This window comes from Kitasatospora sp. NPDC054939 (genome assembly GCF_053610105.1).
On record NZ_JBSGXP010000012.1, the window covers coordinates 1 to 25,210 of the forward strand.

The following is a 25,210-nucleotide window of genomic DNA, read 5'->3' on the forward strand; positions in this document are numbered from 1 at the left end:
CAACCTCGCCCTACACGGGCACCGTGACGAACCGTCGGCCCGCCTCGTTCTCGACCACCACGGCCTGCACCTCGGCCGGATCGACCGCGGCGGAGCCGTCGAGCGAGGCGCCCTTGCCCTCACCGCTCGGCGATCCCGCCCCGACCACCCAGCTGCCCGCCGTCGTCCGGCTGCCGTCGCGGCCCACCACGACCAGCCTGCACCGCTCACCCGGCGGCAGGCCGGTCACCGCCGCGTTCAGCCGCACCCAGCCGGCGGCCGGGGTCACCCGTACGGTCATCCGGGAGCCACTCGCGTCATCGACCGCCGAGGCCACGCGGGTGCCCGCCGGGGGGAGCGAAGGAGTCGTCACCCCCGGCGACGGAGGCGGCAGGGCCACGGGCGCACCGCCGCCCGACACCGTGGTACCGGCCCAGAACACCCCGGCCAGGGCGGCGGCCACCGCCAGCCCGGTGAGGGCCGAGCGACGGCGCAGCGCCCCCGCCCGCTCCCCGCGCACCTGCCGCAGGGTGCGCTGCAACAGCAGGTCGCCGCCCTGCGGCGGGCCCTCGATGAACGCCTCCGGGGGCACCTCCCCGAGCGTCGTCTCCAGCTCGCGCAACGCCGCCACCTCCTCCCGGCAGGTCCCGCACCCGGGCAGGTGCTCCTCGACGCGCCGGACGTCGTCCCCGTCGAGTACGCCGAGCACGTACGGACCGAGCAGGACCTCCTCCTCGTGCTGCTGCCGGTTCATGCGACCACCTCCCTGAATCCGGCGCCCTGCTGCGGCACGCTCGGCCGGTTCTCTTCACTGAACGTCTCGCGCAGTGCCTTCAACGCATAGTGCGAGCGCGACTTCACCGTGCCCTGCGGAACGCCGAGCCGCTCGGCGGCCTCGGCCACGCTGCGCCCGCGGTAGTACAGCTCCGTGAGGACGTCACGGTGCTCGGGGGACAGGCGGTCGAGGGCGCCCAGCACGGCCATCGTGTCGACGACCGCGTCGGCGTGGTCGTCCTCGACAGGGTGCGTGGCGGGGGACTGGGCGACCTCGGCCGGCCTCGCGACCCTGGCCCGGTGGCGGTCGGTGATGATGTTGCGGGCCACGGTCAGCAGCCAGCCGCGCACCGAGCCCTTTCCGTTGACCAGGGCGTCCGAGTGCCGCCAGGCGCGGACCAGGGTCTCCTGGACGACGTCCTCGGCGGCGGCCCGGTCACCCGTCAACCGGGTCGCGTAGGCGAGCAGTGCCCCGCCGTGTTCCTCGTACACCGCCCTGATCAGCGCCTCGTCGGTCGAGCCCCGCCTGCTGCGGGGCCATTGTGGTCCGGCCATCTCACCCGCTCCGTGTCCGTCTCCTGCGTCGTGTCCAACACGCGCCCCGGACGCCCGCGGTTCACGGCGCGGCGCGGAGATTCGGTGGACGACTCGGGCAGGAGCCGCATGCGCTCAGCAGCGGCGCCCGCTGTTGAGACAGTCGACGACGGCCGCCATCCGGCGGTCCGTCATCACGTTGACGAACATCGCGTGGTCGGTCCTGGCGCTGTGCCGCTGCTCGGGGAAGGAGTCCAACGCGATCGGGGCGCCGGCGGGCAGGGCCGCGTACGTCAGGGTGATGCGCAGTTCGGGCACGGCGAAGGTGCCCGGCGGGCAGACCCCGTTCGCCGCGGGGAAGCGCAGGTGCGTCCTTCCGGGAGCGGCCGTGTCCAGGCCGTTCCAGCAGCTGGGGAAGACCAGGGTGCGGGTGAGGCGGTCGCCCTCCGGGCAGCGCGGGTAGCGGGTCGTGAACCGGTCGGGCAGGCCGGCGCAGCCCCAGCGGGCCCGGACGTCCGTGTCGTCGGCGGCGGTGTACGCCACGGCGTCACCGGTCACCGCGCGCAGGAAGCGCGGCATCGGCACCACCTTGCCGGCCGGGTTGCCGTGGAACTCCAGCCGCACCTCGGCCGGTCGCAGGATCTCGCCGCTGTTGCCGTGCCCGGCGGCCTTCTCGTACGGCTGCACGGCGGGCCGGTCGGGGCGGCGCAGCACCGGCCAGTAGTAGGCGGAGCGGTCGCCGTCGCGGCAACTGGTGGCCGCCGCGGCGAGGCTCTCGTCGGTCGAGAAGGCGTCCGTGGACAGGTTGCCCACGTAGGCGTGGGTGTGGTGGGCGCCGCCCCGCAGGCCGGGGGAGACCACCGGGTTGTCCTCGTTGTAGTGCCCCTCCTCGTTGCGGCCGCAGTCGACCGCGACCGAGCCGGTGGAGGCGTCCGGACCCGCGGCCGGTCCGGCCGTCGCGGGCGGCACCTCGCGGATGTCGACGTACTCCACGGCACCGGCGGACACCCCGCCGTGCGGCGCGCCCGCTCCGGACGCGCCGGCCAGCACCGCGGTCAGCACCCCGCCCGCGACCAGGCAGGCGAGCCCGGCGAGCAGCTGACGTTCTCTCCCCATGCCGGTCACGGTCTCCGCTCGGCCCCGGGCACGTCAACCCGGGGCGGCGGCGGCCTGCGGGCGGTCGCCCTGGGTGCGGCTCTCGCACGATCCGCCGGGAGGGTCCGGCGTCACCGCCCGTCGGCGGAGTACGTGCGGAACTGCGAGGCGGTGTCCGGCCAGTTCCGCCGTTGCCAGTCGCGCAGGCCCGGAGGGTTCGCGTGGGCGGGTACGACGACCAGGCGCTCGTCGAACCAACGGGTCACGAAGTCGCGCCTGCTGCGGAGTTCCTCGCGGGTGCGTCCGCTCACCATGACCTGCCCGACGCCCTGGGTGGTGTCCTGCACGGAGTCGCCCATGCGGAAGCCGTACGGCAGGTCGAGTCGCACGTGCTCGACACCGGGCAGTGCCCGGAGCTCGGCCGGCGAGGGGTAGCCGACGAGGGTGCCGGGCCGGTTGGCGAGGAAGACGGTGCTGACGTGCTCCGGCCGGACGGTCGGCTCGGGCTTCGGGTCGGTGCCCTGGGCACAGGCGATGGCGGCCTCGCCCAGGTCCACGCCGAACTTGAACTCGATCGACTCGTGGATCAGACCGCCGCCGGTACGGGCGGCGCACTCGCCGAAGATCAGCCGGCCGGTCTCCTCCTGGTGGAACAGCTCCATGTGGAACACGCCGCGCTCCAGGCCCAGCGCGCGGAGCGCCGCCGTCACGACCGGTCGGGCGAGACCGTAGGCGCCGGCGTCCTCCGTGGGGTCGAACCGTTCCAGCTGGAGGACCCGGTCGGCGTCGACGGCGGTCAGGCACGGCTCCAGGTAGGTGCCGACGCTGAGGAAGCGGAGTTCCCCGTCGAAGACGATCCCGTCGGCCATCCACTCGTTCCCCGGAGTGAACTCCTCCAGGACGAAGGTGCGTTGCGGGACGCCCCGGCGGCGGTACTCGTCGCAGGTGGCGAGCAGGCCGGCGATCCCCCGGACGATCGAGGTGTTGCGGGTGCCGGCCCCGGCGACCGGCTTGAGGACCGCCCGGTCGAACTCTGGGATGCGGGAGGGGTCGAGGTGGTGGATGTCCTCCAGCAGCAGGGTCGTGCCGACGTCCAGACCGGCTGCGGCGACGATCCGCTTCTGCAGCGACTTGTCGCGGAACTGCGGGGCGATGTCCGTGTTCACGGCGGTCGGCAGGCCCAGCACCCGGGCGAGTGCCGCGACGGTGACGAGCGCCTCCTCGTCGGAGGTCTGGACGAAGCGGAAGTTCCGTTCGGAGGCCGGCAGCCGGCGGATGCCGAAGAGGATGCTCTCGATGCTGGCCGGGTCCTCGGCGAAGATGCCCACCGAGCCTTCCGGGAGAGCCATGTAGCCCCAGTCGTTCAGATGCGGGCCGTGTACGACGTACGGGGTGATGCCGTTCCTGAGGCACGCGCGCATCGCGTACTGGTCGGTGCCGACGAGCAGGGCGGAGGGGCGGTCCTGGGACAACGGGGTCTCCTTTGCGAGGGTGGGGTGGTGGTCGGCGGGTGGCGGACGCGGACCGGCTGCTGGGACCTGTCCGGCCTAGGCGTTCGGGCCCGTGAGGTCGGCGATGCGCCGGACGCCGATCGGATTGTCGGTGAACCGGTGCTCGACGCGCGCCCCGTGGATCGCGGTGAAGGTCTCGCGGAGCGATCCGGGCTGCGGGTCCGCGGCCGGCGGGACCGGTGTCGGGGCGGGGGTGCGGTCGTGCATGCGGGTCTCCCTGCTGCTGTTCGTCGGCTCGGGTGTTCGGGTTCGCGTCATGGGGCGGTGCTCGGCTGCGGTGTCGGCGGGTGGGCGGGCTGCGGTTCGTCGCGGAGGTTCCTGATGCCGGGCACGGCCAGCGTGCCGAGAGCCGATACGGCGATCAGGCAGGCGGCGCCGGCGAAGGCGGGGCCGAGGCCGATCCGGTCCGCGATCGGCGTGGCCGTCGCCAGGCCGAGCGGGATGAAGACGAACGAGCCGAAGGCGTCGTAGGACATCACCCGGGACAGCGACTGCTCCGGGAGGTGGGTCTGGAGGGCGGTGAGGAAGGCGACGTCGTTGAGGCTGATGCACGCGCCGGTGACGAGCATCGCGGCGGCGGTGACCGCGACCGGGGCGTTGCCGGCCAGGGCTGCCAGGGAGGGCACGATGCCCAGGGTGAGGAGCACCGCGGCGCGCGCCGGCCTGGCGGGCCGGATCCGCAGGGCGAGCAGGCTCCCCGCCACGAATCCGACGGCCTGGGCGGTGAGCACGGCGGCCCAGGCGAGGGCGCCGCCGAGGTGCCGTTCCGCGGCGACCGGGCCGAGCACGAGGAAGCCGGCGCCGAGGCACACGTTCACCAGGGCGAGGTGCGCGACGCTCACCCAGACCCACGAGCGCGCGGTGAACTCCCGCCATCCGAGTTTCAGTTGAGCGAGGGCCGACTCGGTGGCGGCCGCGGCGGCAGGCGCCGGGCCGTCACTCCGGGCGGGCGGCCGGACGCCCGTGAGCAGGGCTGCGGACAGCAGGAACGTCGCCGCGTCCACCAGGAGCGCCCAACCGGGCCCGACCAGCGCGACCAGCAGCCCGGCCAGTGCCGCGCCGCCGATGCTGCCGATGTTCATCGACAGTTGGACGAGTGCGTTGGCGGACTGGAGCTTCCCGATCGGCACCAGCTGGACGGTCACGGACCGGGAGGCGGGGGTGAACAGGGCGGAGGCGGCCCCGCCGATCAGCGACAGCGCGATCAGAGCGGCCGTCGCGGCGGAGCCGCTCAGGACCAGGACGGCGATGGCGCCCTGGGCCAGTCCGGCGATCAGCTCGGCCGCGATCATCACCCGGTGCCGGGGCAGCCGGTCGGCCAGCACGCCGCCGTACAGCAGGAACGCCACCTGTGCCGCCACCCGCGCGGCGGCGACGAACCCGAGGGTCGAGCCCGATCCGTCCGGCATGCCGAGGACGGCGAACGCCAGGGCGACCGGGGCGATCGCGTCGCCGAGCAGGGAGACGGACCGTGCGGAGAACAGCAGCAGGAAGGGACGATCCCGGAGGACGGACAGATCGGTGCGCACGTGGTGCCCTTCTGCTGGCGGTACGGCCGCGGCCCTGCGGTTCCGCGGTGCTGTTCTGTGGTGGGGTTGCGGTGTCGGACGGGGAGGCGGGGTCACCCACCGTGGCCTGTCACGGCCCGTCCGGGGTGCCGTCGAGCGGCCGGTCGGCCGGCACCAGCAGGCGGGCGCGGGTCGGCTCGAGCTGCTCCAGGGGCACCGGGGTCGCCTGCCACGGTCGGTGGAGGTGGTCCCCGGAGGTGCGGGGGACCAGGTGCACGTGCAGGTGGAAGACGTCCTGCCAGCCCGCGTCGCGGTTCGCCTGGAACAGCGTCAGGCCGTCCGGTGCCAGGACGTCGCGGATGCGCGCGGCCATTCGGTGGACCGTGGCCATCACCGCGGCGGCGTCCTCCGCGGTGATCTCCCAGAGGTCCGCGGCGTGTCGGCGGGGGATGACCAGCGTGTGGCCGTCCTTGACCGCGGTGATGTCGAGGAACGCCACGGTCAGCTCGTCCTCGTAGACGACTGCGGCGGGCTGCCGGCCCCCGACGATGGCGCAGAAGACGCAGGTCCCGTGCGTCGGACGGTCATCCATGGTCGCCTCCGGTGGACGAGGTGGGTGCGGGGAGCGGGGTGCGGGTCGTCACCGGACGCTGCGCGACAGCGCGACGAGTTCGCGTGCCGTCCGTGACAGGGGGTAGCGGCGGCTGTTGGCGAGGCCGGCGGTGGCCAGGTCGTCCAGCAACTCAGGCGCGGCCCGCAACTCCTCGAACCGGCCGGCCAGCGCGCCGACGTCCCCGAAGTCGAGCGGGAGCGCGGAGTCACCCAGGACCTCGACCAGGCCCGGCACGGGCTGGTAGGCGACCGGCAGCCCGCATGCCTGGGCCTCGACGGTCACCAGGCCGAACGCCTCCAGGCGGAGCGAGGGGACCATCAGCAGATCGTGTCGGCCGAACTCCTGCCACAGCTCCTCACGGGACAGCCAGCCGAGGTGGCGTACGCGGGTCAGGTCGGTCCGTTCGGCCAGCGCGGCGAACTCGGCGCCGGGCGCCGCGACGGAGAGGTCGACGCCGTCGAGCGCGGCCACGGCTGTGAGGAGGCCTGGGTCGGCCTTCTCCGCCGTCAGCCGGCCGGCGTAGAGCACCCGCAGGGTGCCGGGGCGGCGGCCGGTGCGGTCGACCGGTCGGCCGCCGTCGGCGAGCAGCCGGTCGGGGACGCCCCAGGGGATGTGGACGATGCGCTCCGACGGGACGGGGGCGAGCCGTCGCAGCCGCTCGCCCATCGCCGTGGTGGGGACGACGATCGCGTCGACCGAGGCGGCCGTCTCCCGCAGCACCTCGGCCTGGGTGGGGTGGTCGGCGGCGAACAGCAGGTCGGTGCCGTGCACCAGGGCGATCGCCGGCCGGTCGGGGAAGGTCCGCCGCAGTGCGGCCGTCGCGCCGAACGCCAGGTGGTGCAGGTGCAGCACGTCGGGGTCGGTCGCGGCGAAGCGGTCCCGCAGGGCGGTGCCCAGCCGGTCGACGTAGGACCAGAAGTCGGCGCCCGCCACGGTCTTGCCCGCCACCGGCAGCAGGACGGGGTCGCCGTCCGCCGGTGTGCCGGATGCGGTTCCGGTCCCGTCCGTCCTGTTCGGGGCGATCATGAAGACGTCGGCCCGGACGAGCGGGTGCGCTCCGCCGTAGAGGTCGCGCAGCAGCTCCACACTGCCGCCGGGGCTGTCGGGGGGAAGGTCGATCCCGGTGAGGATGTTCACGCGAGCTCCTCGTACAGCCGTGAGGTGTCGATGCCGCTGGTCCGGGTGTACTTCCGGCCCATGCTCTGGTAACTGGCCTCGGCTCCGAGGGTCTTGAGGAAGATGATCTTTCCGAACGTCATGCCCGGGTAGACCCGCACCGGGCGGGCCACCCGGATCTCCAGGGTCCACCGGATCGCGTGGCCCACGTGGCCGAGCGGGGCGGAGACGTGCACCCAGATGCCGAGCGCGCCCACCGTGCGGTCGCCGTTGATCATCTGCGCGAAGCGTTCCGAGCGGGTGCGCTCGTGGGTGACGCCGAGGTAGAGGACGCCCGGCACGAGCACCATGCCCTCCGGTGGAATGACGTGCTCGACGAATTCCGTGGAATGCGCCGCGTCGAGATCCGAATCGCAGATCCGGATGGTGTCGCCGAGGCGCCAGTCGTACGCGTTCGGTGACAGCCGGCGGGAGTCGAACGGCTCGATCGCGATGTCGCCGGACGCCACCGCCCGGGCGATCTCGTTGCGCGTGAGGATCACAGCTGCCCCAACTTGTCCCGCCAGTAGCGTGATTCCTGGGGGCCGACCGCCCCCTGGTACTTCCCGGAATAGGGTTCGATGTCGCCGAGCGTGTCGAAGAACATGATCTGCCCGATTTTCATGCCCGGGTAGACCCGCAGCGGGCGGACCGGCGAGAGCATGAGGGTCCACTGCCCGTGGAATCCGATGTCGCCGATCGGGGCGGTGATCTCGACGAAGAGCCCGAGGCGGCCGACCGACGACCGCCCGAACAGCAGCGGGACGAAGGCGTCCGAGCCGACCTCCTCCACCGTGTGCCCGAGGTAGAGCTCGTCGGGCCGCAGCACGAAGCCGTCCGCATCCATCTTGGTGACGTCCGTGGAGTTGGGCCGGTACGCGTCGATGACCTCGTCGGTGTACGTGACGAGGGTTTCCCCGAGGCACACGTTGTAGCTGTTCGGATTCACCTGGTCCCGATTGAACGGCGATATGGAGATCCTGCCGTCCCGCGCGGATTCGATGATTTCTGGTCCCGTCAGGATCACCAGACACACCCGCCTTTCCGATGGTTTCGAGAAGTCGGAGGGAGGACCTCCGCGGAATATCCGGGGACGGTTGTCATTCGGCCGGCAATGCGCCAGGATCGTCCCCCGTGAATTCTTCCCAGGTGAGATCGTCCTCCGTGAAACATGTCATGGCCCTCGACGTGGGCGGCACCGGAATGAAAGCGGCCCTGATCGGCACCGACGGCGACGTGCTGTACCGGGTCCACCGCGAGACCCGCCGCGAGAGCGGTCCGGACGCCGTCGTGGCGTCGGTCCTCGACCTCGCGGCCGACCTCCGCAGCCACGGAGAACGCCTCCTCGGCGAGCCTGCGGCGGCGGTCGGCGTGGTGGTACCCGGCATCGTCGATACCGCCGCCGGCATCGCGGTCTACGCGGCGAACCTCGGCTGGCGCGATGTCCCGCTGGGTGCTCTGCTGTCCGAACTCCTCGGCGGCACGCCGGTCGTGCTCGGGCACGACGTGCGGGCGGGCGGGCTCGCCGAGAGCCGGCTCGGCGCCGCCCGGGGCGCCGACCGCTTCCTGTTCCTCGCCCTGGGCACCGGCATCGCGGGCGCGATCGGCCGGGACGGGCACATCGACGAGGGCGCGCACGGTCTCGCGGGCGAGATCGGCCACATCGTCGTCCGGCCCGGCGGAAGGCGCTGCGCCTGCCGCCGCCAGGGCTGCCTGGAGCAGTACGCGTCGGCGTCCGCCGTCGGGCGCGCCTGGGCCGCCGCCTGCGGGCGGCCGGACGCGGACGCCGCCGACTGTGCCCGCGCCCTCGGGGGAGGGGACGCCCGTGCCCGGGCGGTCTGGGACGAGGCCGTGGCCGCGCTCGCCGACGGGCTGCTCACCGCGGTGACGCTGTTCGATCCGCGGACCGTGGTCGTCGGCGGTGGGTTGGCCGAGGCCGGTGACACGCTTCTGGCGCCGCTGCGGGAGGCGGTCGCAAGCCGCGTCACCTTCGAGGAGGCGCCGGACATCGTCCCCGCCGCGCTCGGCGGGGAGGCGGGCTGCCTGGGGTCGGGCCTGCTGGCCGTGGACCTGTTGGACGGCCGCCGGCCACCGGGCTGAGGCCCCGGGCCCCGGCCCCGGCGTCCCGCCGGCCGCAGTCGGCCTGCGGGACGCCGTCCGGTCCGGTCCGCTCCCGTGGCGGACCATCAGGCACCGTCCACGGCGGCGAGTTCCGCCCGGACGGACCGGTGCTCCCAACTCTCCCGGTCGCGGAGGTAGAGCGGCCGGTCCGCCACGATGGAGCGGGTCTCGGCGCCGCCCGGCGTCAGCCGCCAGCGCACGGAGCCGCTCACCGGCCGGGCGCAGACGTCGATGAACGACTGCACGGCCGAGCGGAGTTCGCCGAACCAGCGGCCTTCCAGGGCCTCCCGGACCCACAGCTGTTCGAGGTGCATCTTCTCCCGGATGGTCTCCGCCGAGAGCACGGCCGACTCCAGGTGCCGGTAGCTGCGCAGCAGCAGCCAGGCCGCCGGCATCTCGCGGACCTCCAGTACCTTCTCGCCGCCCCCGAGGTGCTCCAGGCCGCTGTACCGGCCGAGGCCGAAGGCGCCCACCCGCCGGTTGAGTTCGGCGATCAGGCGGACCAGGGGGAGTTCCTCGCCGTCGACCGCCACGGGGGTGCCGGCCGCGAACCGCACCTCGATGCCGTCCTCGACGGCCTCCGGCCGGCGGGCGCTCCAGCGGAACAGGTGCTCCGGCACCGCGTGCTGCTCGGGGTCGTCCAGGATCCCCGATTCGAACTCGCGGCACCACAGGTTGGAGTCGCCGCTGACGACCCGCTCGCTCAGTTCGGCGAGCCCGGCCTCCTTGAGCTCCTGGATCTTGACCCCGCGGTCCACCGGGTCGAGGTCGTACGGGCTGCCGTGGGCGCCGTCGAAGCCCAGCAGCTCCAGGGCGCCGTTGAGCCGGCGCAGGGTGTTCTGGGAGCGGTTCGCGGTGTGCAGGACGGCGCTCGCGCCGAGCCGGTGCGCCAGCTCGACGGCGCACCGTGCGATCAGCGGGCGGCTGAGGGTGGAGCTGACCGGGTGGGCGCCGAGGTAGACCGCCTGGCCTGCGATGGCGGGTCGGACGAACTCGTCGGCGAAGGTCTCGCGGCCGTCGATGACGTGCAGGCGGACGCCGAGTTCGGCGGCGATCCGCTGCTTGTGCGCGGTGCTCTCGTCCTCGCCGAGGTCCACGCTCAGGGCGTGGACGTCCCGGAATCCGGCGTTCTTCAGCCGCAGCAGGAGGTAGCTGCTGTCGAGTCCCCCGCTGAAGAGGGTGACGACGGGGGCCTGCGCGGGGATCGTTCCGGGGGAGAGCTGACGGAACGAGCGTATCCGGCGGCTTCGCATGTTGGTCCTTGAGGGGCTCTGGGGGAGGTCGGATCGGGCACCGGTGGCCGGTCGCGGGCCGGGCCCGATCAGTCGTCCGCGTACGTGCCGAAGGTGGAGACGGATTCCGGCCAGTGCTCCTGCTGCCACCGGCGGAGCTCCGGGTAGCTCGCGTGCGCGGGGACGACGATCAGGCGTTCGTCGAACCACCGGGCCAGTGAGTCGCGCCGGTCGCGGAACTCCTCGCGGGTCCGGCCGTGGAGCACGACCTGGCCGACGGCCTCGGTGGTGCTCCCGAGCGCATCGGCCATGCGGAAGCCGTAGGGGAGTTCCAGCCGCAGGTACTCGACGCCGGGCAGGGCGCGGACCTCGGCCGGGGTCGGGTAGCCGACCAGGATGCCGGGACGGTTGTTGAGGTAGGTGGACCCCACCGTGCCGGGCCGTACGGACGGCTCGACCCGGGGGTCGGTCCCGGCGGCGCAGCGGATCCCGGCCACCGCCAGGTCGACGCCGAACTTGGCTTCCACCAGCTCGGGTTGGAGGAGCCCGCCGGTCCGCGCGGCGCATTCGCCGAACACCAGCCGCCCGGTGTCGCTCTGGTGGAAGAGTTCCATGTGGAAGGTGCCGCGCCGCAGGCCGAGGGCGCGCAGGGCCGGTTCGGCGACGGAGCGTGCGAGCCGGTAGGCGGCGGCGTCCTGGTCCGGGTCGAGTACCTCGACCCGCAGTGCCCGGTTCTCGTCCACGGTGCTCAGACAGGGCTCGCCGTAGGTGCTCACGCTGAAGAACCGCAGTTCCCCGTCGTGGACCACCCCGTCGACGATCCACTCGTCACCGGGGACGAACTCCTCCAGGACGAAGGTGCGTTGGGGCACGCCCCGGTCGCGGAGTTCGGCGCACCTGGTGATCAGTGCGGCCCGGCCCTCGACGACGGAGGTGTTCTTCGTCCCGGCGCCGGCGACCGGTTTGAGGACGGCACGGTCGAAGTCCTCGACGGTGGCCGGGTCGAGGTGGTGGATGTCCTCGATCAGCCGGGACGCCGCGACCTCGATGCCGGCGGCGGCGAGCGTCTGCTTCTGCAGCCACTTGTCCCGGAAGCGGACGGCGACGTCCGCCTCCACCGCGACGGGGGCGTCCAGGACGCTTCCGAGGGCGGCGACGGTGACGAGGGCCATCTCGTCCCCGGTGTGGACGAACCGGTACGCACGGTCGGCGAGGCCGGCCCGGTGCAGGCCGAACAGGACGCTCTCCACGCTGGAGGTGTCCTCGGCGAAGACGGTCTCGACCCCGTCCGGAATCCGGATGAACCCCCAGTCGTGCACGCCCGGCCCGTGCACCACGACGGGTGTGATGCCGTTGCGGAGGCAGGCCCGTATCAAATAGGGGTCGGCGCCGATGATCAGCGCCGACGGCTGGTTCTGTGACATGGGTATTCCTTTTGTCTGCGAGGGGAATCGGTCCCGGACATACCGGCGGCGGACGTCAGGGTCGGCCCGGTACGAGAGCATCAGGAATAGCGCGCGGCGAGGCCGCGGAAATGGTCACCGGCCCCCGTCGCGCGCCGCAGCAGACATGCAAGCCCCCGTTTGGCATCGAAACGTCCGTGGCGACGCGGCACTTGATCCATAGTCACCGAACGACCCTCGTTATGCAATGGCACATTTCACGTGGCAGTCGCCCGGCGGGGTGATCGATGCCCTTCTGGTCCGGTTTGACCTGGGAGAGACAAGGCCGGAAGCCTGCCGACAGGCCCGGATCCGTCGGCCCCGCTCCCTGCCGGCCGGTCGGCCGGAGGGCTGCCCGCCGACCGCGCACCGCCGCCGACCGGTCGGACAAAACGCCGCATTGTTCCCGCCCGGCCGGGCGAGGGTTGCGGGGCGGACGGTTGATCGTTTACTTTCCTTGGAGTTCTGCCACCGGGCCCCGAATCAGCGGGCCTCGAATTCTGCCGGCGCCCCGGGCTTTTCGGCGCCGATCGGGCAGCAGCCACCTGAGTGATGGGCCCGGCGCGTAATTCAGGGCCGCCGGAAATCACGGATCGGCCCCTGGCCGATACCGCCCGGACCTCACCGTTCCGTACGAACCGCGGGTGTTCGCGGTACCCCCGCGCGGGTCGGGTGCGACCGCCCAGCTCCTCCGGCGCCCCGGCCGCCGACCCCCGCTCGCCGCACGAGAAGACGGAGTCAGTCAGTGAACCAACGCATCGACGGGCCGGACGCATCCGGCACGTCACCCACGCTCCACGCCCTCGTAGAGCGCCACGCGGAGCGGACCCCCGACCGGACGGCCGTCGTCGCCGACGACGAGACGCTCACCTACGGCCGACTGAACGCCCGGGCCAACCGGCTGGCCTGGCGGCTGCGCGAACTCGGCGTCGGCCCCGGCACGCCCGTGGGGATCTGCGTCGAGCGCTCCGCGGCGATGATCGTCGGACTGCTCGCCATCCTCAAGGCGGGCGGCGCGTACGTCCCGATCGACCCCGGATACCCCACCCAGCGGCTGGAGTTCATCCTCCGCGACAGCGCCGTCCCGGTGATCGTCGCCCAGCGCCGGCCGGCCGCAGCCCTGCCACCTCACCGGGCGGCCGTCGTCCTGCTGGACGCGGCCGGCACCGAACCCGAGCCCCGCCCCGCCGACGGCGCACCGGACGACGGCCGACCCGACCTCGCCCACATCGTCTACACCTCCGGCTCCACCGGCACGCCGAAGGGCGTCCTCGTCCCGCACGAGGGCGTGGTGAACCTGGTCACCGGACAGGACTACGCCGCTCTCCGCCCCGACGACCGGGTCGCCGCCCTGGCCACGCTGTCCTTCGACGCCTCCACCTTCGAGATCTGGGGACCGCTGGTCAGCGGTGCGACCTGCGTCGTCCTCGGCCACGGCGGGGACGACCCGGCGGGTCTGTGCGAACGGATCCGCCGCGACGGCGTCACGGTCCTGCACCTGACCAGCCCGGTGTTCCGCCTGCTGGAACCCGCGCACTTCGCGGTCCTCGGCGGCGTGCGCACCCTGCTGTTCGGCGGCGACTCCGTCCGCTCGCACCTCGCGGACACCGCGCGGGAGGCCTTCGCCGGGGAACTCGTCCACCTGTACGGGCCCACCGAGACCACCGGCTTCGCTACCTTCCACGACGTCCGGGCGCAGGGCGACGGCGGGACGACGATCCCGATCGGCCGGCCGATCACCGGAGCCCGGATCCGCATCCTCGATCCGGACGGCGAACCCGTCCCCGACGGGGAAGCAGGTGAGCTGTACATCGGCGGACGCGGCGTCACCCGCGGCTACCTCAACCGTCCCGACCTCACCGCCGAACGCTTCGTCCGCGACGACTCCGACCCCGCCGGCTCCCTGCTGTACCGTACCGGCGACCTCGTCCGGCGCGGCTCCGACGGCGCCCTGCGGTTCCTGGGCCGACTGGACCGGCAGATCAAGGTCCGCGGCTACCGCATCGAACCGGGCGAGATCGAGACGGCGCTCTGCGGGCACCCGGGGGTGGCCGACGCCGTCGTGGTGGCCGCGGAGGACGGCACCGGCGACAAACGGCTCGACGCCTACATCGTCCCCACCGTGTGCGACGACGACCGCCGACTGGTCACCGAGCTGCGCCGACTGGTCGCCGACACGCTTCCCCGCCACCAGCACCCCGCCACCGTCACCGTCGTCGCGGCCCTCCCCCTCACCCCCAACCTCAAGATCGACGTGGCGAGGCTGCCCGCACCGGCCGAGGAACGCAGCCTCGACCTGGACGCCCCGGTCGACCCCCGCACCGCCCTCGAAACCGCCCTCACCGCGCTCTGGGCCGACCTGCTCGGCGCCGCCGAGGTCGGCATCGACGACGACTTCTTCGCCCTGGGCGGCGACTCCGTCTCGGCCGTCCGGCTCGCCGCAGCAGCCACCACCACCGCCGGCACGCCGATCGGCGTGCGCGACGTCTTCGCGCACCCGACGGTCCGCCGCCTCGCCGCGCACTGCGCCGAGCCCGCCACGGAAGGCCGGCCCCGATGAGCGCCGACACCCGGACGACCGCACCCATGACGAGGGCGCAGAAGTTCCAGCACCACCTGGAGAAGGGGCTCGCCGAAGGCCTCCTGCCGCTCCCCGACGACACCGACCTGACCGCCGCCCGGCACCTCGTGCGGGACCTGGAACGGCGCTTCGAGATCCTGCGCACCACCCTCGCGGTCGTGGACGGCGAACTGCGCCAGCAGGTGCACCCCGAGGGCGCACCCGTACAGGCCGGGGACGTACTGTCCGGTTCCACCGCCCGGCAGCACCTGGCCGGCCTGGTCGAGCGGTTCACCGCCGAGGACCACGGCCGGACCGGCCGCTTCCTGGTCCGCCACCACCTCGTACGGGACGGCAGCCGGCGCTGGCTCGCCATGGTCGCCGACAACGTCGCCGTCGACGCCGGCTTCCACGGGGTCCTGGACCGCACGGCCGCCGCGATCCTGGCCGACCCCCACGCACCGGCCGCCGCCGACGCCCTCCCCGGCGGCCCCGGCCTCCAGCCCGCCGACTTCGCCCGGATCGAGACCGGGCCACCGGGCCGCACGGAACGCGACCGGGCCCGCGACCACCTGCGACGGCACTTCGCCGACGCTCCACCGCGCCTGCACCCCGCGTGCCCGCCCGGCGAAAGGCCCGAGGGACGCTACTACCGGTGCGCGCTCCCGCTGGCCGGCGCCGACACGATCCTCGCCCGCATCATGTCCGGCGCCGGACTGCTGCCCTCGGCCGTGATCCTCGCGGCCTTCGCCCAACTGCTCTGCCGGCGCGCCGACTCGGACGCCTGCACGGTCAACGTGTCGCTGGACAACCGCCACAACGCCGAGCTGCGCCGAGTGCTGTCCGCCACCGCGCAGCGCACCCCCGTCGCCCTGCGGCGCCGGGACCGCAGCCTGCTCGCCGCCGCGGCCGAGGCCCAGCAGGCGCTGGTCGCCGGACACCCCGTCCACGGTCGCTACGACCCCTTCGACCTCCTCCACGAACGCGTCCTCGCCCAGCACCGCCGCGGCGTCTGCCTCTCCACCGACCTCGCCTTCAACTTCATCCCGCCACCGCAGGGCTGGACCGAGCTGATCGGCGCCGACGGCGCCCCCGCCGCACCCGAACGGGAGCCCACCTGGGCACCCACCGACGAGGTCTCCTACGAGTACGGGGCCAGCCTGTCGGTGCGCTGGTCCGACCCCCGCACCGCCCGGCTGTCCGTCCACGGGGACTCGCAGGTCCTGGCGCCGGACCAGTGCGCGGCACTGCTGCGCGGCATCGTGCTCGTCCTCACCCGGATCGCCGACGGCCAGGACTGCACGGCATCCGGGGCCGCCGCAGCGGTGGGGCTGAACCGGCTGCCGCGCGGCCCGCACGAGCAGCGGGTCGACGGCCACTGGGCCGACCTGGCGGCGATCGAGGCGCGGCTGCTGCGCATCGACGGTGTGGAGCGGGCCGAGGTGCTCCTCACCGACGGCGATCGGCCCGCCGCGCCCCGGCTGACCGCCCGCGTCACCGTCGCGGAACAGGGCGCGCCGACGCCGCTCGACCTCCGCGAGGCGCTGCTACGGGCCGTGGACAGCGGCGAGCTCCTGGCCGTCCCGGACCACTACGACCTCCTCCCCGGCAGCCCGTCGGAGTGCCGCGGCACCGACGGCCGCCACGGGGACGGCCGGACGATCCATGCCCGGCCCGCGACCACCCAGGCCGAGCTCGACCTCCGGAGCGTGCTGGCGGAGTCCGCCATCGTCGCGGAGCCCGACCTCGACCTCTGCTACCTGCGGGCCGGCGGAGCGCTGGAGCGCTACCCGGAGTTCGCGGACCTGCTCCGCCGCCGCGGATACCTCCCGCCGGACTTCGCCCGGGTCAGCGGGACGACCACCCTGCGGACCCTGGCCCGGGAGTTGCACCGGGCCGGCGCCACGACCCACCCGACCGAGCGAACCCTGGAGCAGCGATGACCCCGACGCCCCACGTCCTGTCGCAGGAGGAGATCGACACCTTCTGGCGGGACGGCTACCTGCTCGTCCGCGGCGTCCTGACCGAAGCGCAGGCCCGCCACTACGCCGGCCTGATCCTGGACCTGCTCCCGCGCGACCTGCGCATCCCGGAGCACTGGGAGGCGTACGACGGCCGCTACAAGCCCTTCAACACCCCCGGCAACCAGACCTTCGACGGCCCGGAGTTCATCCCGCTCCACCAGAACGAGCGGCTCTACGAAGTGGCGGTGCAGCTGCTCGGGCACCGGCGGCTGCTCGTGCGGGACGGCTCGGTCGCCATCACCCTGCGCAACGACACCCCGCACCCGACCGAGCTGAGCCAGGACGTGCACATCGACCCGGCGGTGCCCGAGGACGTGGACGAGTTCCTCTTCACCGCCGAGGAGGTCGAGATCGGCGGCTGCTACTACTTCACGGACGTGGCACCGGGCGGCGGCGGCATCCACGTCGTCCCCGGGGGCCACCGCATCGTCGAGGAAGAGGCCAGGGCCGTCCCGCGCGGACGGCAGCTGCACGACAAGTGGCGCACCATTCCGCACCTGCGCACGGTGGAGGTCACCGGGAGGGCCGGCGACTTCGTGCTGACCCACCACCTGATGCCGCACGCGGCCTCGCACAACCGGAGGCCCGAGGCGCGGGTCGCGCAGTTCTTCCGCTACGCGCGGGACGACCAGCCCTGGGAGTCCGGCGCCCGCCCGGGCGACCTGCCGTCCGGCCACTCCTACAACGACCTGCAGCTCGCCGCGATGACACCGCTCGGCCGCCGGCTGCTCGGCGTCGACCCCTGGTAGCCGCGGGCCGGTCCCCGCACCGCACCGCTCCGCCACCCGTACGCCCCGTCCAGCGTCCCCCGTCCCGTGTCCCGAGGAGACAAGCACCGTGACGACACACCCGAAGAGCTTCCCGCAGGACCTCTCCCTCGACCACGTCGAGCTGTACGTCGAGGACCTCGAAGCCGGCGCACGCCACTTCGCCCGCGCCTACGGGTTCACCGCGTACGCCACCCGCGAGCACCCCGGCGAGGCCCGGTCCTCCCTCGTCGGCCGGGGCCGCATCCGCCTGGTCCTCACGCAGGCCGACGCGGAGGACCACCCCGCCGCCGACTACACCAGGCAGCACGGCGACGGCGTCGCCGACATCGCGCTGACCGTGCCGGACGCGGCGGCCGCCTACGCCGAGGCCGTGCGCCGCGGTGCCCGACCGCTCGCCGGGCCGACCGAGCAGGACGGGGTGACCACGGCGGCGATCGCCGGCTTCGGCGACGTCCGCCACACCTTCGTCCAGCGCCGCGAGGACGACGACGCCCGCCTGCTGCCCGGCTTCACCCCGACGGCCGGCCACGCCCCCGCTGCGGACAGCGGGCTGCTGGAGATCGACCATTTCGCGGTGTGCGTCGAGGCCGGGCACCTGCGCGACACCGTCGAGTTCTACGAACGCGTCCTCGGCCTGCGGAACACCTTCACCGAGAAGATCGTCGTGGGTGCGCAGGCCATGGACTCCGAGGTGGTGCAGTCCCCGACCGGTGCCCTGACCCTCACCCTCATCGAACCGGACACCTCCCGGGAACCGGGCCAGATCGACCACTTCATCAAGAACCACGGCGGATCCGGCGTCCAGCACGTCGCGTTCCGCACCGACGACGTCGTGCGGTCCGTCGCCGGCATGGCCGAGCGGGGCGTCGAGTTCCTGAGCACCCCGGCGTCCTACTACCGGCTGCTGGGCGACCGCCTGCGGCCCACCCGCCACTCGGCGCAGGCGTTCGGCGAGCTGGGCATCCTCGCGGACGAGGACCACCAGGGCCAGCTCTTCCAGATCTTCACCCGCTCCGTGCACCCGCGGCGCACCCTCTTCTTCGAGGTCATCGAGCGGGCCGGCGCGACGACCTTCGGCAGCGGCAACATCAAGGCCCTCTACGAGGCGGTCGAAGCGGAGAAGCTCGGGTGACCGCCACCGACCGCCCGACCGCCGCCGGGGACGCCACCGCAAGCGCCACCCCCGCAAGCGCCGCCACCTCCGCGCCCGCGACCGCGACCGCGACCGCGACCGCGTCCGCCCCGGCCCAGGGCCTGGCCGACATCCGCGCCGCCGCCCGTGCCGCACTCGACCCGCACGTGTGGGACTTCGTCGAGGGCGGCAGCGGCAACGAGTGCACACTCGCCGCCAACCGCGCCGCGTTCGCCGAACTGGCACTGCTGCCCCGGGTGTTGACCGGCGCGACGGCCCCGGACACCGCCACCCGGCTGGTGGGCACGGCCGCGTCCGCGCCGGTCGCCGTCGCACCCATGGCCTACCAGCGCCTGCTGCACGACGACGGCGAACCCGCCGCCGCCCGCGCCGCCCACGCGAACGGCATCCCCTACGTCATCAGCACCCTCAGCAGCCACCGCCTGGAGGACATCGCCGACCCCGGCACCGACACCTGGTTCCAGCTCTACTGCCTGCGCGACCGCGCCCGCACCGACGAACTGGTCACCCGCGCCGAGGACGCCGGCTGCCGCGCCCTGATGGTCACCGTGGACGTGCCGGTCATGGCACGGCGACCGCGCGACGTCCGCAACGCCTTCGCCCTCCCCCCGCACGTCCGCGCCGCCAACCTCGACACCGGCCCCGACACCGAGGCCCACCGCCGCATCGGCGGCACCTCGGCCCTCGCGGTGCACACCGGCACCGCCTTCGCACCCGACCTGGCCTGGCCGGACCTGGAACGACTGCGCGCCCGGACCGCACTGCCCCTGATCGTCAAGGGCATCCTCGATCCACGGGACGCCCGCACCGCGGCCGACCTCGGCGCCGACGCCGTCGTCGTCTCCAGCCACGGCGGACGCCAACTCGACGGCGCCCAGCCCAGCATGCGCGCCCTGCCGGCGGTGGTCGCCGCGGTGGCCGACACCTGCGAGGTGCTCGTCGACAGCGGAGTGCGCGACGGCACGGACGTCCTCAAGGCCCTCGCCCTCGGTGCCCGCGGCGTCCTGCTCGGCCGCCCCGTCCTGTGGGGCCTGGCCGCCGGCGGAGAGGAAGGGGTGTCCCACGTGCTCTCCCTCCTGCACGCCGAACTCACCGAGGCGATGACCCTGGCCGGCTGTCCCGACACCGCCGCCGCCGCGCACCTGCGGACCGAGAGGCCGGCGGCCCGTGCCTGACACCCGACCGGCGGACCTGGCCACCACCGAACTGCACGCCTCCCTGGAGGACCCGGCACTCACCGCCATGAACCTCCTCAACGAGGTGACCTCCCGCTTCCCCCACGCGCTCTCCTTCGCCGCCGGCCGCCCCGTCGAGCAGTTCTTCGACCTGGAGTCGGTGCACACCCGGCTGCGCACCTTCGCTCGCCACCTCGCCGAGGACCGCGGCCTCTCCGACGAGGAGGTGCGCCGCACCCTCTGCCAGTACGGACGCACCAAGGGCATCGTGCACGAGCTGATCGTCCGCCACCTCGCCGTCGACGAAGGCATCACGGCCGACCCCGAGGCCCTGGTCGTCACCGTCGGCTGCCAGGAGGCCATGTTCCTGGTGCTGCGCGCCCTGCGGGCCGACGCGCGCGACGTGCTGCTCTCCATCTCGCCCGTGTACGTCGGGCTGACCGGGGCCGCGCACCTGGTCGACCTGCCCGTCCTGCCGGTCGCCGCCGGAACGGCCGGCATCGATTTGGACGACCTGGCGGCGCAGATCCGCGCGGCCCGCCGGCGCGGCCTGCGCCCCCGGGCGTGCTACGTCATGCCCGACTTCGCCAACCCCTCGGGCCTCAGCCTCGACCTCGACGCGCGGCGGGAACTCCTCGCCCTGGCCGAGCGGGAGGACATCCTGCTTCTGGAGGACAACCCGTACGGCGTGTTCCACGGGGGCGCCGGGACGCCACCCACCCTCAAGGCGCTGGACACCGGCCGCCGCGTGATCTACCTCGGCTCCTTCGCCAAGACGGTCCTGCCCGGAGCGCGGGTCGGCTACGCGGTCGCCGACCAGCGGGTCGCGGATGCCGACGGCCGGGTCGGACTGTTCGCCGATCAGCTCTCCAAGATCAAGAGCATGGTGACCGTCAACACCTCGCCGATCGCCCAGGCACTCGTCGGCGGCGCCCTGCTGGAACACGGCTTCAGCCTCGAACGCGCCAACGCCCCCGAGCGCGCGATCTACCGCGACAACCTCCGCCGCCTCCTGGACGGACTGGCCACCCGCTTCGGGGACCACCCCGGCATCAGCTGGAACACGCCCGCGGGCGGCTTCTTCGTCTGCGTCACCGTGCCGTTCACGGTCGACGACGCGCTGCTTGAGCACTCGGCCCGCACGTACGGCGTGCTGTGGACCCCGATGTGCCACTTCTACGCCGGTCCCGGGGGCGACAACCAACTACGGCTGTCGGCCAGCTCGCTCACCGGCACCGACATCGACGAGGGCCTGGACCGGCTGGCCGCCCTCGTCGCGGAATTCGCCCCCTGAGGCCGACCCCCACGGCGACCGGCCCTGCACCACCGGCACGACCCGAACCGGGCCGGGCACCCGCACCCCGCGGCGCGGTGCCCGGCCCCACCGGTTCAGGAGGGGAGGCCGACTTCCGGAGGAACGCCGACGACCAAGCGGGCCAGGACCGGCAGATGGTCCGAGGCCGCCGCCTCGTCGGTGACCACCACGGTGCGCACCGGAACCGCCCCCCGCCCGGCGAAGACGTAGTCGATGCACTGGTCCGGCCCGTCCGCCGGGAAGGTCGCAGCCGCCCCACCCGCGCGTACCGTCCACGAATCGGTGAACCCGGCACGAACCGTCCCGATCACCGGACTCGACGGAACGGCGTTGAAATCACCGACCAGAACCGCCGGACCGGTATCGCCGATCAACTCCACGACCTCCTTCGCCTGCCGGATCCGGTCGAACTCGGAATAGAATTCGAGATGCGTGTCGAAGATGTGCAGAACACTGCCGTTCACATCCAACTCGACATGCAGCAGACCGCGCTGCTCCTCGGCCGGCGAACGGAACAGCAGGGCGTTCTCCTGGCGGACGACCGGAAAGCGCGACAACACCGCGGTGCCGTACTGCGCCCGCGGTCTCCCGGGGGCCGGAGGGTCGAGGTCGACATTGGCCCCGTAGGCCAGGTGGAAGCCCAGCATGGCAGCCAACTCGCCGGCCTGATCAGCCCAGTTGCTGCGCCCGTCGAAATGCCGGTCGACCTCCTGGAGCCCCACCACATCGGCACCCGAACGCCGGATCACCCCCGCGATCCGGGCGAGGTCCAGCACCCCGTCCGTGCCCTCGCCGTGGTGAATGTTGAACGACATCACATCGACGGAGAACCCCGCGCCGTCCGGCGCAGCAGAAGTGCCGTCCCCCCTCTCGATGTGGATCCCTGCAGGCGCAGACGCCGTCGTTCGGTGTTCCATCCGGACTCCCCTCACGGTCGAGTCGTCTCGATTCTCGACTCCCCTGGCCGGGACCATTCAACCGACTCCGCCCCGCGCACGGAACGAATTCCCCTCGCAGCGTAAAGCGCGTACCCCGCCCGGGAATTCCGACACCGGAACCGGGTCGCGCAGCACTGCGTCGAGCGGTAACAACTACTACCTGAACGTCCTGGATTCGGACGCCAAGGGGAACGCCTACATGAAGGACCCCGTGAAGGGGAACCCGTATCAGACCTGGAAGGTCCTCCTCTGACCTGACGCACCGTCCGGCCGGGCCGAGATTCGGCTCGGCCGGATTCCCGCTCTCCGACTCCGCGAAGGCGCGGGAGCACGGGAGAGCACGCCGGACCGGGCGGACCCCCGGTGATCAGGGCAGCATGGTCTGCGCGAACGGGCCGAGCCGGGTGCCCCGCTGGTCGCCGGGCGGGTGGCCGCGGAAGCGCCGTACGTGCCGTCAGCCGACGCTCGGGGCCGCGGGCTCCCACGGCTGGACCCAGGGGTCGGGCCACGCCTCGGCCGCGGCGAGCAGCGGGTCGAAGGTCGCCCCGTCGATGCTCTCGCGGATGACGTCGGCGTGGCCGCCGTGCCGTGACGTCTCCTCGATCAGGTGCAGCAGGACCCAGCGGACCGACCATTCCTCGACCTCGGCGGGTATCCACGGGGCGCCGCCCTGCGGTACCGGAACGGCCTGACCCAGGTCCGGAATGCCGGCGATCACCGCGTCGGTCCGTTCGGCCGCCCCGGTGTACGCGGCCAGGACCTCGGCCAGGGTCTCGTCGGGGGCGAGCCGGAATTCGTCCGTGCCCGCCTCGCCCGCGCCCGACTCGTCCGCCTCCTGCTGCGCCCCGCCCTGCTGCCGGAGGACGAGGTCGGTCCAGAAGGTCTCGCACGCCGCGGCGTGCTTGATCAGTCCGCCGATGCTCAGCGCGCTGGCGGAGGCCGCCGTGCGGGCCTGTTCGTCGGTCAGGCCGTGGGCGGTGACCCGCAGGGCGCGCCGCTGGTGGGCCAGGTAGGCGGTCAGTGCTGTGCGCTCATCGGCGACGGGCGGGACGATTCTCGGCATGGCTGGACCCTCTCGCGGTGCAAACTCTTGCAGCAAATTTCAGCGAGACTGTACTGCCGTCTCCCACCCGACGTACATGCCTTGATCGACCCGATCCGGCCACGGCTCGGGAGGGCCGACAGCGGCCACCTGCGCGCGACCGAGCACCGGATCGCCGCGCGGCGCTCCGGTGCTCGATCGACGATGTCAGCGGTCGCCGACGGGGCAGGGCCGGACGGGCGCCGCCGGAGCCGCGGCCGGTGTGCGGGCGGCGCGCAGCGCGTCCGTCAGCAGCCCGGTGAGCAGCGCGTCGGCGTCGTCCTCGCGGGCCAGGACCCGTACGGCGTGCTCCAGGCAGCGGACGCCCGGGCCGCGCCACCACAGCCGGTCGGCGAGGCCGGTGCGGCCCCGGGCCGCGGGACGCGCGGACGCCAGGCGCTGCGCCCGGCGTCGGCAGCGGTCCCGGCGCCTGCGCAGCAGGAGCGAGCCGGGGCGGCGCAGCAGGGCGGCGTCGAGGGCGGCGGTGACCAGCTCCGGCCCGTACCGGCGATCGGCGGGGTAGGCCGTGGCGAGGTCGGCCGCCAGCGGTGCGAGGGAGCGGCGGGCCCGGTCGCCGACCGTGTCGTTGACGGTGCGGGCGAGCGCGGCGAGCGCCGGGTGGGTGGTCGGCGGGTCGTCGCAGAAGGGCGCACCGGCGAGGACGGAGGCCAGCTCCATCAGGCAGGCGCCGTCATCGGGATCCAGGTGGGCGAAGCGGCTCGGGATCGGGAGCGCGTCGGGCGAGGTCATGGCCGGGCCTCCGTCGGCGGGGGTGGGACGGGGCGTTCCACGGGGGGTCACAGCCCGAAGAGGTGCAGCAGCAGGTAGGCGCCGGCGGCGGCGAGGCCGGCTCCGGGGAGGGTGAGGATCCAGGCCACCACGATGTTCCGCGCCACTCCCCAGCGTACGGCTTTGAGCCTGCGGGTGGCTCCCGCACCGAGGACGGCGGAGGTGATGGTCTGGGTGGTGGAGATGGGTGCCGTCCAGACGAACGCGGTGAAGTAGAGCACCCCGGCGGCGGTGGTCTCGGCGGCGAAGCCCCTGGGCGGGTCGAGGTGGACGATCCGTCGGCCGAGCGTGCGGATGATGCGCCAGCCGCCGGCGTAGGTGCCGAGGGCCATGGCGAGGGCGACGCTGAAGATCACCCACTCGGGCACGTCGAAGGTGTCCTGGTAACCGGCGGTCACCAGGGCGAGCACGATGACGCCCATGGTCTTCTGGGCGTCCTGGAGGCCGTGGCCGAGGCCCATCGCCGCGGCGGACAGGGTCTGGGCGAACCGGAAGCGGCGCTTGGTGCGGCTCACGTTGGTACGGCGGAAGGTCCACATGATGGCCACCATCAGCAGGTAGGCGAGGGCGAAGCCGACCAGGGGGGAGAGCAGCATCGGGATGATGACCTTCTCCACCACCCCGTCCCAGTAGACGCCGCTGGAGGCCGCGACCGCGGCGCCGACCAGCCCGCCGATCAGCGCGTGGGAGGAGGAGGTCGGCATGCCGAGCCACCAGGTGAGCATGTTCCACGCGATCGCACCGAGGAGGGCCGCGGCGACGACCGTCAGCCCCCCGCTGCCGGTGGGGGCCTCGATGATGCCGGAGCCGACGGTCTTGGCGACCGCGGTGCCGAGGTGAGCCCCGATCAGGTTCATGACGGCGGCCATGGCCAGCGCCGCGCGCGGGGTCAGGGCGCGGGTCGAGATGGAGGTGGCGATGGCGTTGGCCGCGTCGTGGAAGCCGTTCGTGAAGTCGAAGGCCAAGGCGATCACGATGATCGCGATCACTGCTGCGAGTTCCACTCCGACGCCGCCTCTGGCCCGGCCCGCCCGACCCGCCGGAGGACCGGGGGCCGGGGAGGATGGCGGGCGGCCCCGCGGGCGACGCCACGCCGAGGAACGCCCCTGACTGCCGGTCAGGCTAGTGCGGGCCGCAGCCGGGCGGGGCGCGCGACAGGCCGCTGTGCGCCATCCGGGGACGGTACGTCCGTGCAGGTCCCCGGCGGGCCGCCGGAGCGGGCCGGCGCCGAGCCGATCGGGGGTGGCCGTGCTCAGCCTCCGCCGAGGACGGCGACGAGCGCGCGGTGCAGGAGGAACGCCGTCTCCAACGCGCCGTAGAGGGCCGCGGCGGTCACGGCCCCGACCAGCAGGCCGACCGCGGCCAGCCCGGCGACCAGGCCCAGCAGCCGCGGGCCCGGTCGCACGCCGCCGAGCCCGTCACGGTCCTGCGCGCCCATCCG

Annotated in this window: 24 protein-coding genes; 7 read left to right on the top strand and 17 right to left on the bottom strand. The window is 73.4% G+C overall.

The window, feature by feature from the left end; all coding sequences use genetic code 11:
• Positions 1 to 10 precede the first annotated feature (10 nt).
• The 10 genes from ACWGB8_RS05665 to dcd all read right to left on the bottom strand — a co-directional run bounded on the left by ACWGB8_RS05665 (position 11) and on the right by dcd (position 8,196).
• Positions 11 to 733, bottom strand: a complete 723-nt coding sequence (locus ACWGB8_RS05665) for a zf-HC2 domain-containing protein (protein WP_452210576.1) — start codon at positions 731 to 733, stop codon at positions 11 to 13.
• Positions 730 to 1,308 carry a sigma-70 family RNA polymerase sigma factor gene (locus ACWGB8_RS05670; RefSeq protein ID WP_452210578.1) on the bottom strand — a complete coding sequence of 193 codons (579 nt, stop codon included), beginning with the start codon at positions 1,306 to 1,308 and terminating at the stop codon, positions 730 to 732. Before ACWGB8_RS05670 ends, ACWGB8_RS05665 begins: the two co-directional genes overlap by 4 nt.
• Before the next feature lie 114 nt (positions 1,309 to 1,422).
• Positions 1,423 to 2,403: a DUF1996 domain-containing protein gene (locus ACWGB8_RS05675; RefSeq protein WP_452210580.1), complete on the bottom strand. Its 981-nt coding sequence runs from the start codon at positions 2,401 to 2,403 to the stop codon at positions 1,423 to 1,425.
• Positions 2,404 to 2,513: 110 nt separating this feature from the next.
• Positions 2,514 to 3,854 carry a hypothetical protein gene (locus ACWGB8_RS05680; RefSeq protein WP_452210582.1) on the bottom strand — a complete coding sequence of 447 codons (1,341 nt, stop codon included), beginning with the start codon at positions 3,852 to 3,854 and terminating at the stop codon, positions 2,514 to 2,516.
• A gap of 75 nt (positions 3,855 to 3,929) precedes the next feature.
• Positions 3,930 to 4,100, bottom strand: a complete 171-nt coding sequence (locus ACWGB8_RS05685) for a hypothetical protein (RefSeq protein WP_452210584.1) — start codon at positions 4,098 to 4,100, stop codon at positions 3,930 to 3,932.
• Positions 4,101 to 4,147: 47 nt separating this feature from the next.
• The gene (locus ACWGB8_RS05690) at positions 4,148 to 5,422 is read right to left on the bottom strand and encodes an MFS transporter (RefSeq protein WP_452210586.1); all 1,275 of its coding nucleotides are present in this window, start codon (positions 5,420 to 5,422) and stop codon (positions 4,148 to 4,150) included.
• Between the two features lie 109 nt (positions 5,423 to 5,531).
• Positions 5,532 to 5,993, bottom strand: a complete 462-nt coding sequence (locus ACWGB8_RS05695; protein ID WP_452210587.1) for an HIT family protein — start codon at positions 5,991 to 5,993, stop codon at positions 5,532 to 5,534.
• 48 nt (positions 5,994 to 6,041) lie between these two features.
• Positions 6,042 to 7,151, bottom strand: a complete 1,110-nt coding sequence (locus ACWGB8_RS05700) for a glycosyltransferase family 4 protein (RefSeq protein WP_452210589.1) — start codon at positions 7,149 to 7,151, stop codon at positions 6,042 to 6,044.
• Entirely contained in the window at positions 7,148 to 7,672 is a 525-nt protein-coding gene (locus tag ACWGB8_RS05705; RefSeq protein WP_452210591.1) for a dCTP deaminase, read from the bottom strand. Before ACWGB8_RS05705 ends, ACWGB8_RS05700 begins: the two co-directional genes overlap by 4 nt.
• Positions 7,669 to 8,196 (bottom strand): dCTP deaminase, encoded by a 528-nt coding sequence (gene dcd / locus ACWGB8_RS05710; RefSeq protein WP_452210593.1) that lies wholly within the window; start codon positions 8,194 to 8,196, stop codon positions 7,669 to 7,671. The genes ACWGB8_RS05705 and dcd overlap by 4 nt, the downstream gene beginning before the upstream one ends.
• A gap of 137 nt (positions 8,197 to 8,333) precedes the next feature.
• On the opposite strand from dcd, the gene ACWGB8_RS05715 reads away from it, so the two are divergent.
• Positions 8,334 to 9,269, top strand: coding sequence for an ROK family protein (locus tag ACWGB8_RS05715; RefSeq protein ID WP_452210595.1), 936 nt, complete (start codon positions 8,334 to 8,336; stop codon positions 9,267 to 9,269).
• 86 nt (positions 9,270 to 9,355) lie between these two features.
• Here ACWGB8_RS05715 and ACWGB8_RS05720 read toward each other — a convergent pair whose 3' ends face one another.
• Both ACWGB8_RS05720 and ACWGB8_RS05725 read right to left on the bottom strand, forming a co-directional pair.
• Positions 9,356 to 10,543: an argininosuccinate synthase-related protein gene (locus ACWGB8_RS05720; protein WP_452210597.1), complete on the bottom strand. Its 1,188-nt coding sequence runs from the start codon at positions 10,541 to 10,543 to the stop codon at positions 9,356 to 9,358.
• A gap of 68 nt (positions 10,544 to 10,611) precedes the next feature.
• Entirely contained in the window at positions 10,612 to 11,946 is a 1,335-nt protein-coding gene (locus ACWGB8_RS05725; protein ID WP_452210599.1) for an ATP-grasp domain-containing protein, read from the bottom strand.
• Positions 11,947 to 12,709: 763 nt separating this feature from the next.
• Here ACWGB8_RS05725 and ACWGB8_RS05730 point away from each other — a divergent pair.
• The 6 genes from ACWGB8_RS05730 (at position 12,710) to ACWGB8_RS05755 (ending at position 20,940) form a co-directional block, all read left to right on the top strand.
• Positions 12,710 to 14,524, top strand: a complete 1,815-nt coding sequence (locus ACWGB8_RS05730; RefSeq protein ID WP_452210601.1) for a non-ribosomal peptide synthetase — start codon at positions 12,710 to 12,712, stop codon at positions 14,522 to 14,524.
• On the top strand, positions 14,521 to 16,467 hold the full coding sequence (locus ACWGB8_RS05735) for a hypothetical protein (protein ID WP_452210603.1): 1,947 nt from the start codon (positions 14,521 to 14,523) through the stop codon (positions 16,465 to 16,467). Before ACWGB8_RS05730 ends, ACWGB8_RS05735 begins: the two co-directional genes overlap by 4 nt.
• The gene (locus ACWGB8_RS05740; protein ID WP_452210605.1) at positions 16,464 to 17,297 is read left to right on the top strand and encodes a phytanoyl-CoA dioxygenase family protein; all 834 of its coding nucleotides are present in this window, start codon (positions 16,464 to 16,466) and stop codon (positions 17,295 to 17,297) included. Before ACWGB8_RS05735 ends, ACWGB8_RS05740 begins: the two co-directional genes overlap by 4 nt.
• A gap of 88 nt (positions 17,298 to 17,385) precedes the next feature.
• A complete protein-coding gene (gene hppD, locus ACWGB8_RS05745) occupies positions 17,386 to 18,450 on the top strand; it encodes a 4-hydroxyphenylpyruvate dioxygenase (RefSeq protein WP_452210607.1) in 1,065 nt (354 codons plus the stop codon).
• A gap of 122 nt (positions 18,451 to 18,572) precedes the next feature.
• Positions 18,573 to 19,646, top strand: a complete 1,074-nt coding sequence (locus ACWGB8_RS05750; RefSeq protein WP_452210714.1) for an alpha-hydroxy acid oxidase — start codon at positions 18,573 to 18,575, stop codon at positions 19,644 to 19,646.
• Entirely contained in the window at positions 19,639 to 20,940 is a 1,302-nt protein-coding gene (locus ACWGB8_RS05755; RefSeq protein ID WP_452210609.1) for an aminotransferase-like domain-containing protein, read from the top strand. Before ACWGB8_RS05750 ends, ACWGB8_RS05755 begins: the two co-directional genes overlap by 8 nt.
• Before the next feature lie 95 nt (positions 20,941 to 21,035).
• On the opposite strand, the gene ACWGB8_RS05760 is transcribed toward ACWGB8_RS05755, so the two are convergent.
• From ACWGB8_RS05760 to ACWGB8_RS05780, 5 genes are all read right to left on the bottom strand, one after another.
• Positions 21,036 to 21,878 carry an endonuclease/exonuclease/phosphatase family protein gene (locus tag ACWGB8_RS05760; RefSeq protein ID WP_452210611.1) on the bottom strand — a complete coding sequence of 281 codons (843 nt, stop codon included), beginning with the start codon at positions 21,876 to 21,878 and terminating at the stop codon, positions 21,036 to 21,038.
• Between the two features lie 475 nt (positions 21,879 to 22,353).
• Positions 22,354 to 22,962: a DinB family protein gene (locus ACWGB8_RS05765; protein ID WP_452210613.1), complete on the bottom strand. Its 609-nt coding sequence runs from the start codon at positions 22,960 to 22,962 to the stop codon at positions 22,354 to 22,356.
• Between the two features lie 186 nt (positions 22,963 to 23,148).
• Positions 23,149 to 23,730: a hypothetical protein gene (locus ACWGB8_RS05770; protein ID WP_452210615.1), complete on the bottom strand. Its 582-nt coding sequence runs from the start codon at positions 23,728 to 23,730 to the stop codon at positions 23,149 to 23,151.
• A 47-nt stretch (positions 23,731 to 23,777) separates the two neighbouring features.
• On the bottom strand, positions 23,778 to 24,773 hold the full coding sequence (locus tag ACWGB8_RS05775) for an anion permease (RefSeq protein ID WP_452210617.1): 996 nt from the start codon (positions 24,771 to 24,773) through the stop codon (positions 23,778 to 23,780).
• Positions 24,774 to 25,021: 248 nt separating this feature from the next.
• A complete protein-coding gene (locus ACWGB8_RS05780) occupies positions 25,022 to 25,207 on the bottom strand; it encodes a hypothetical protein (RefSeq protein WP_452210619.1) in 186 nt (61 codons plus the stop codon).
• Positions 25,208 to 25,210: the final 3 nt, after the last annotated feature.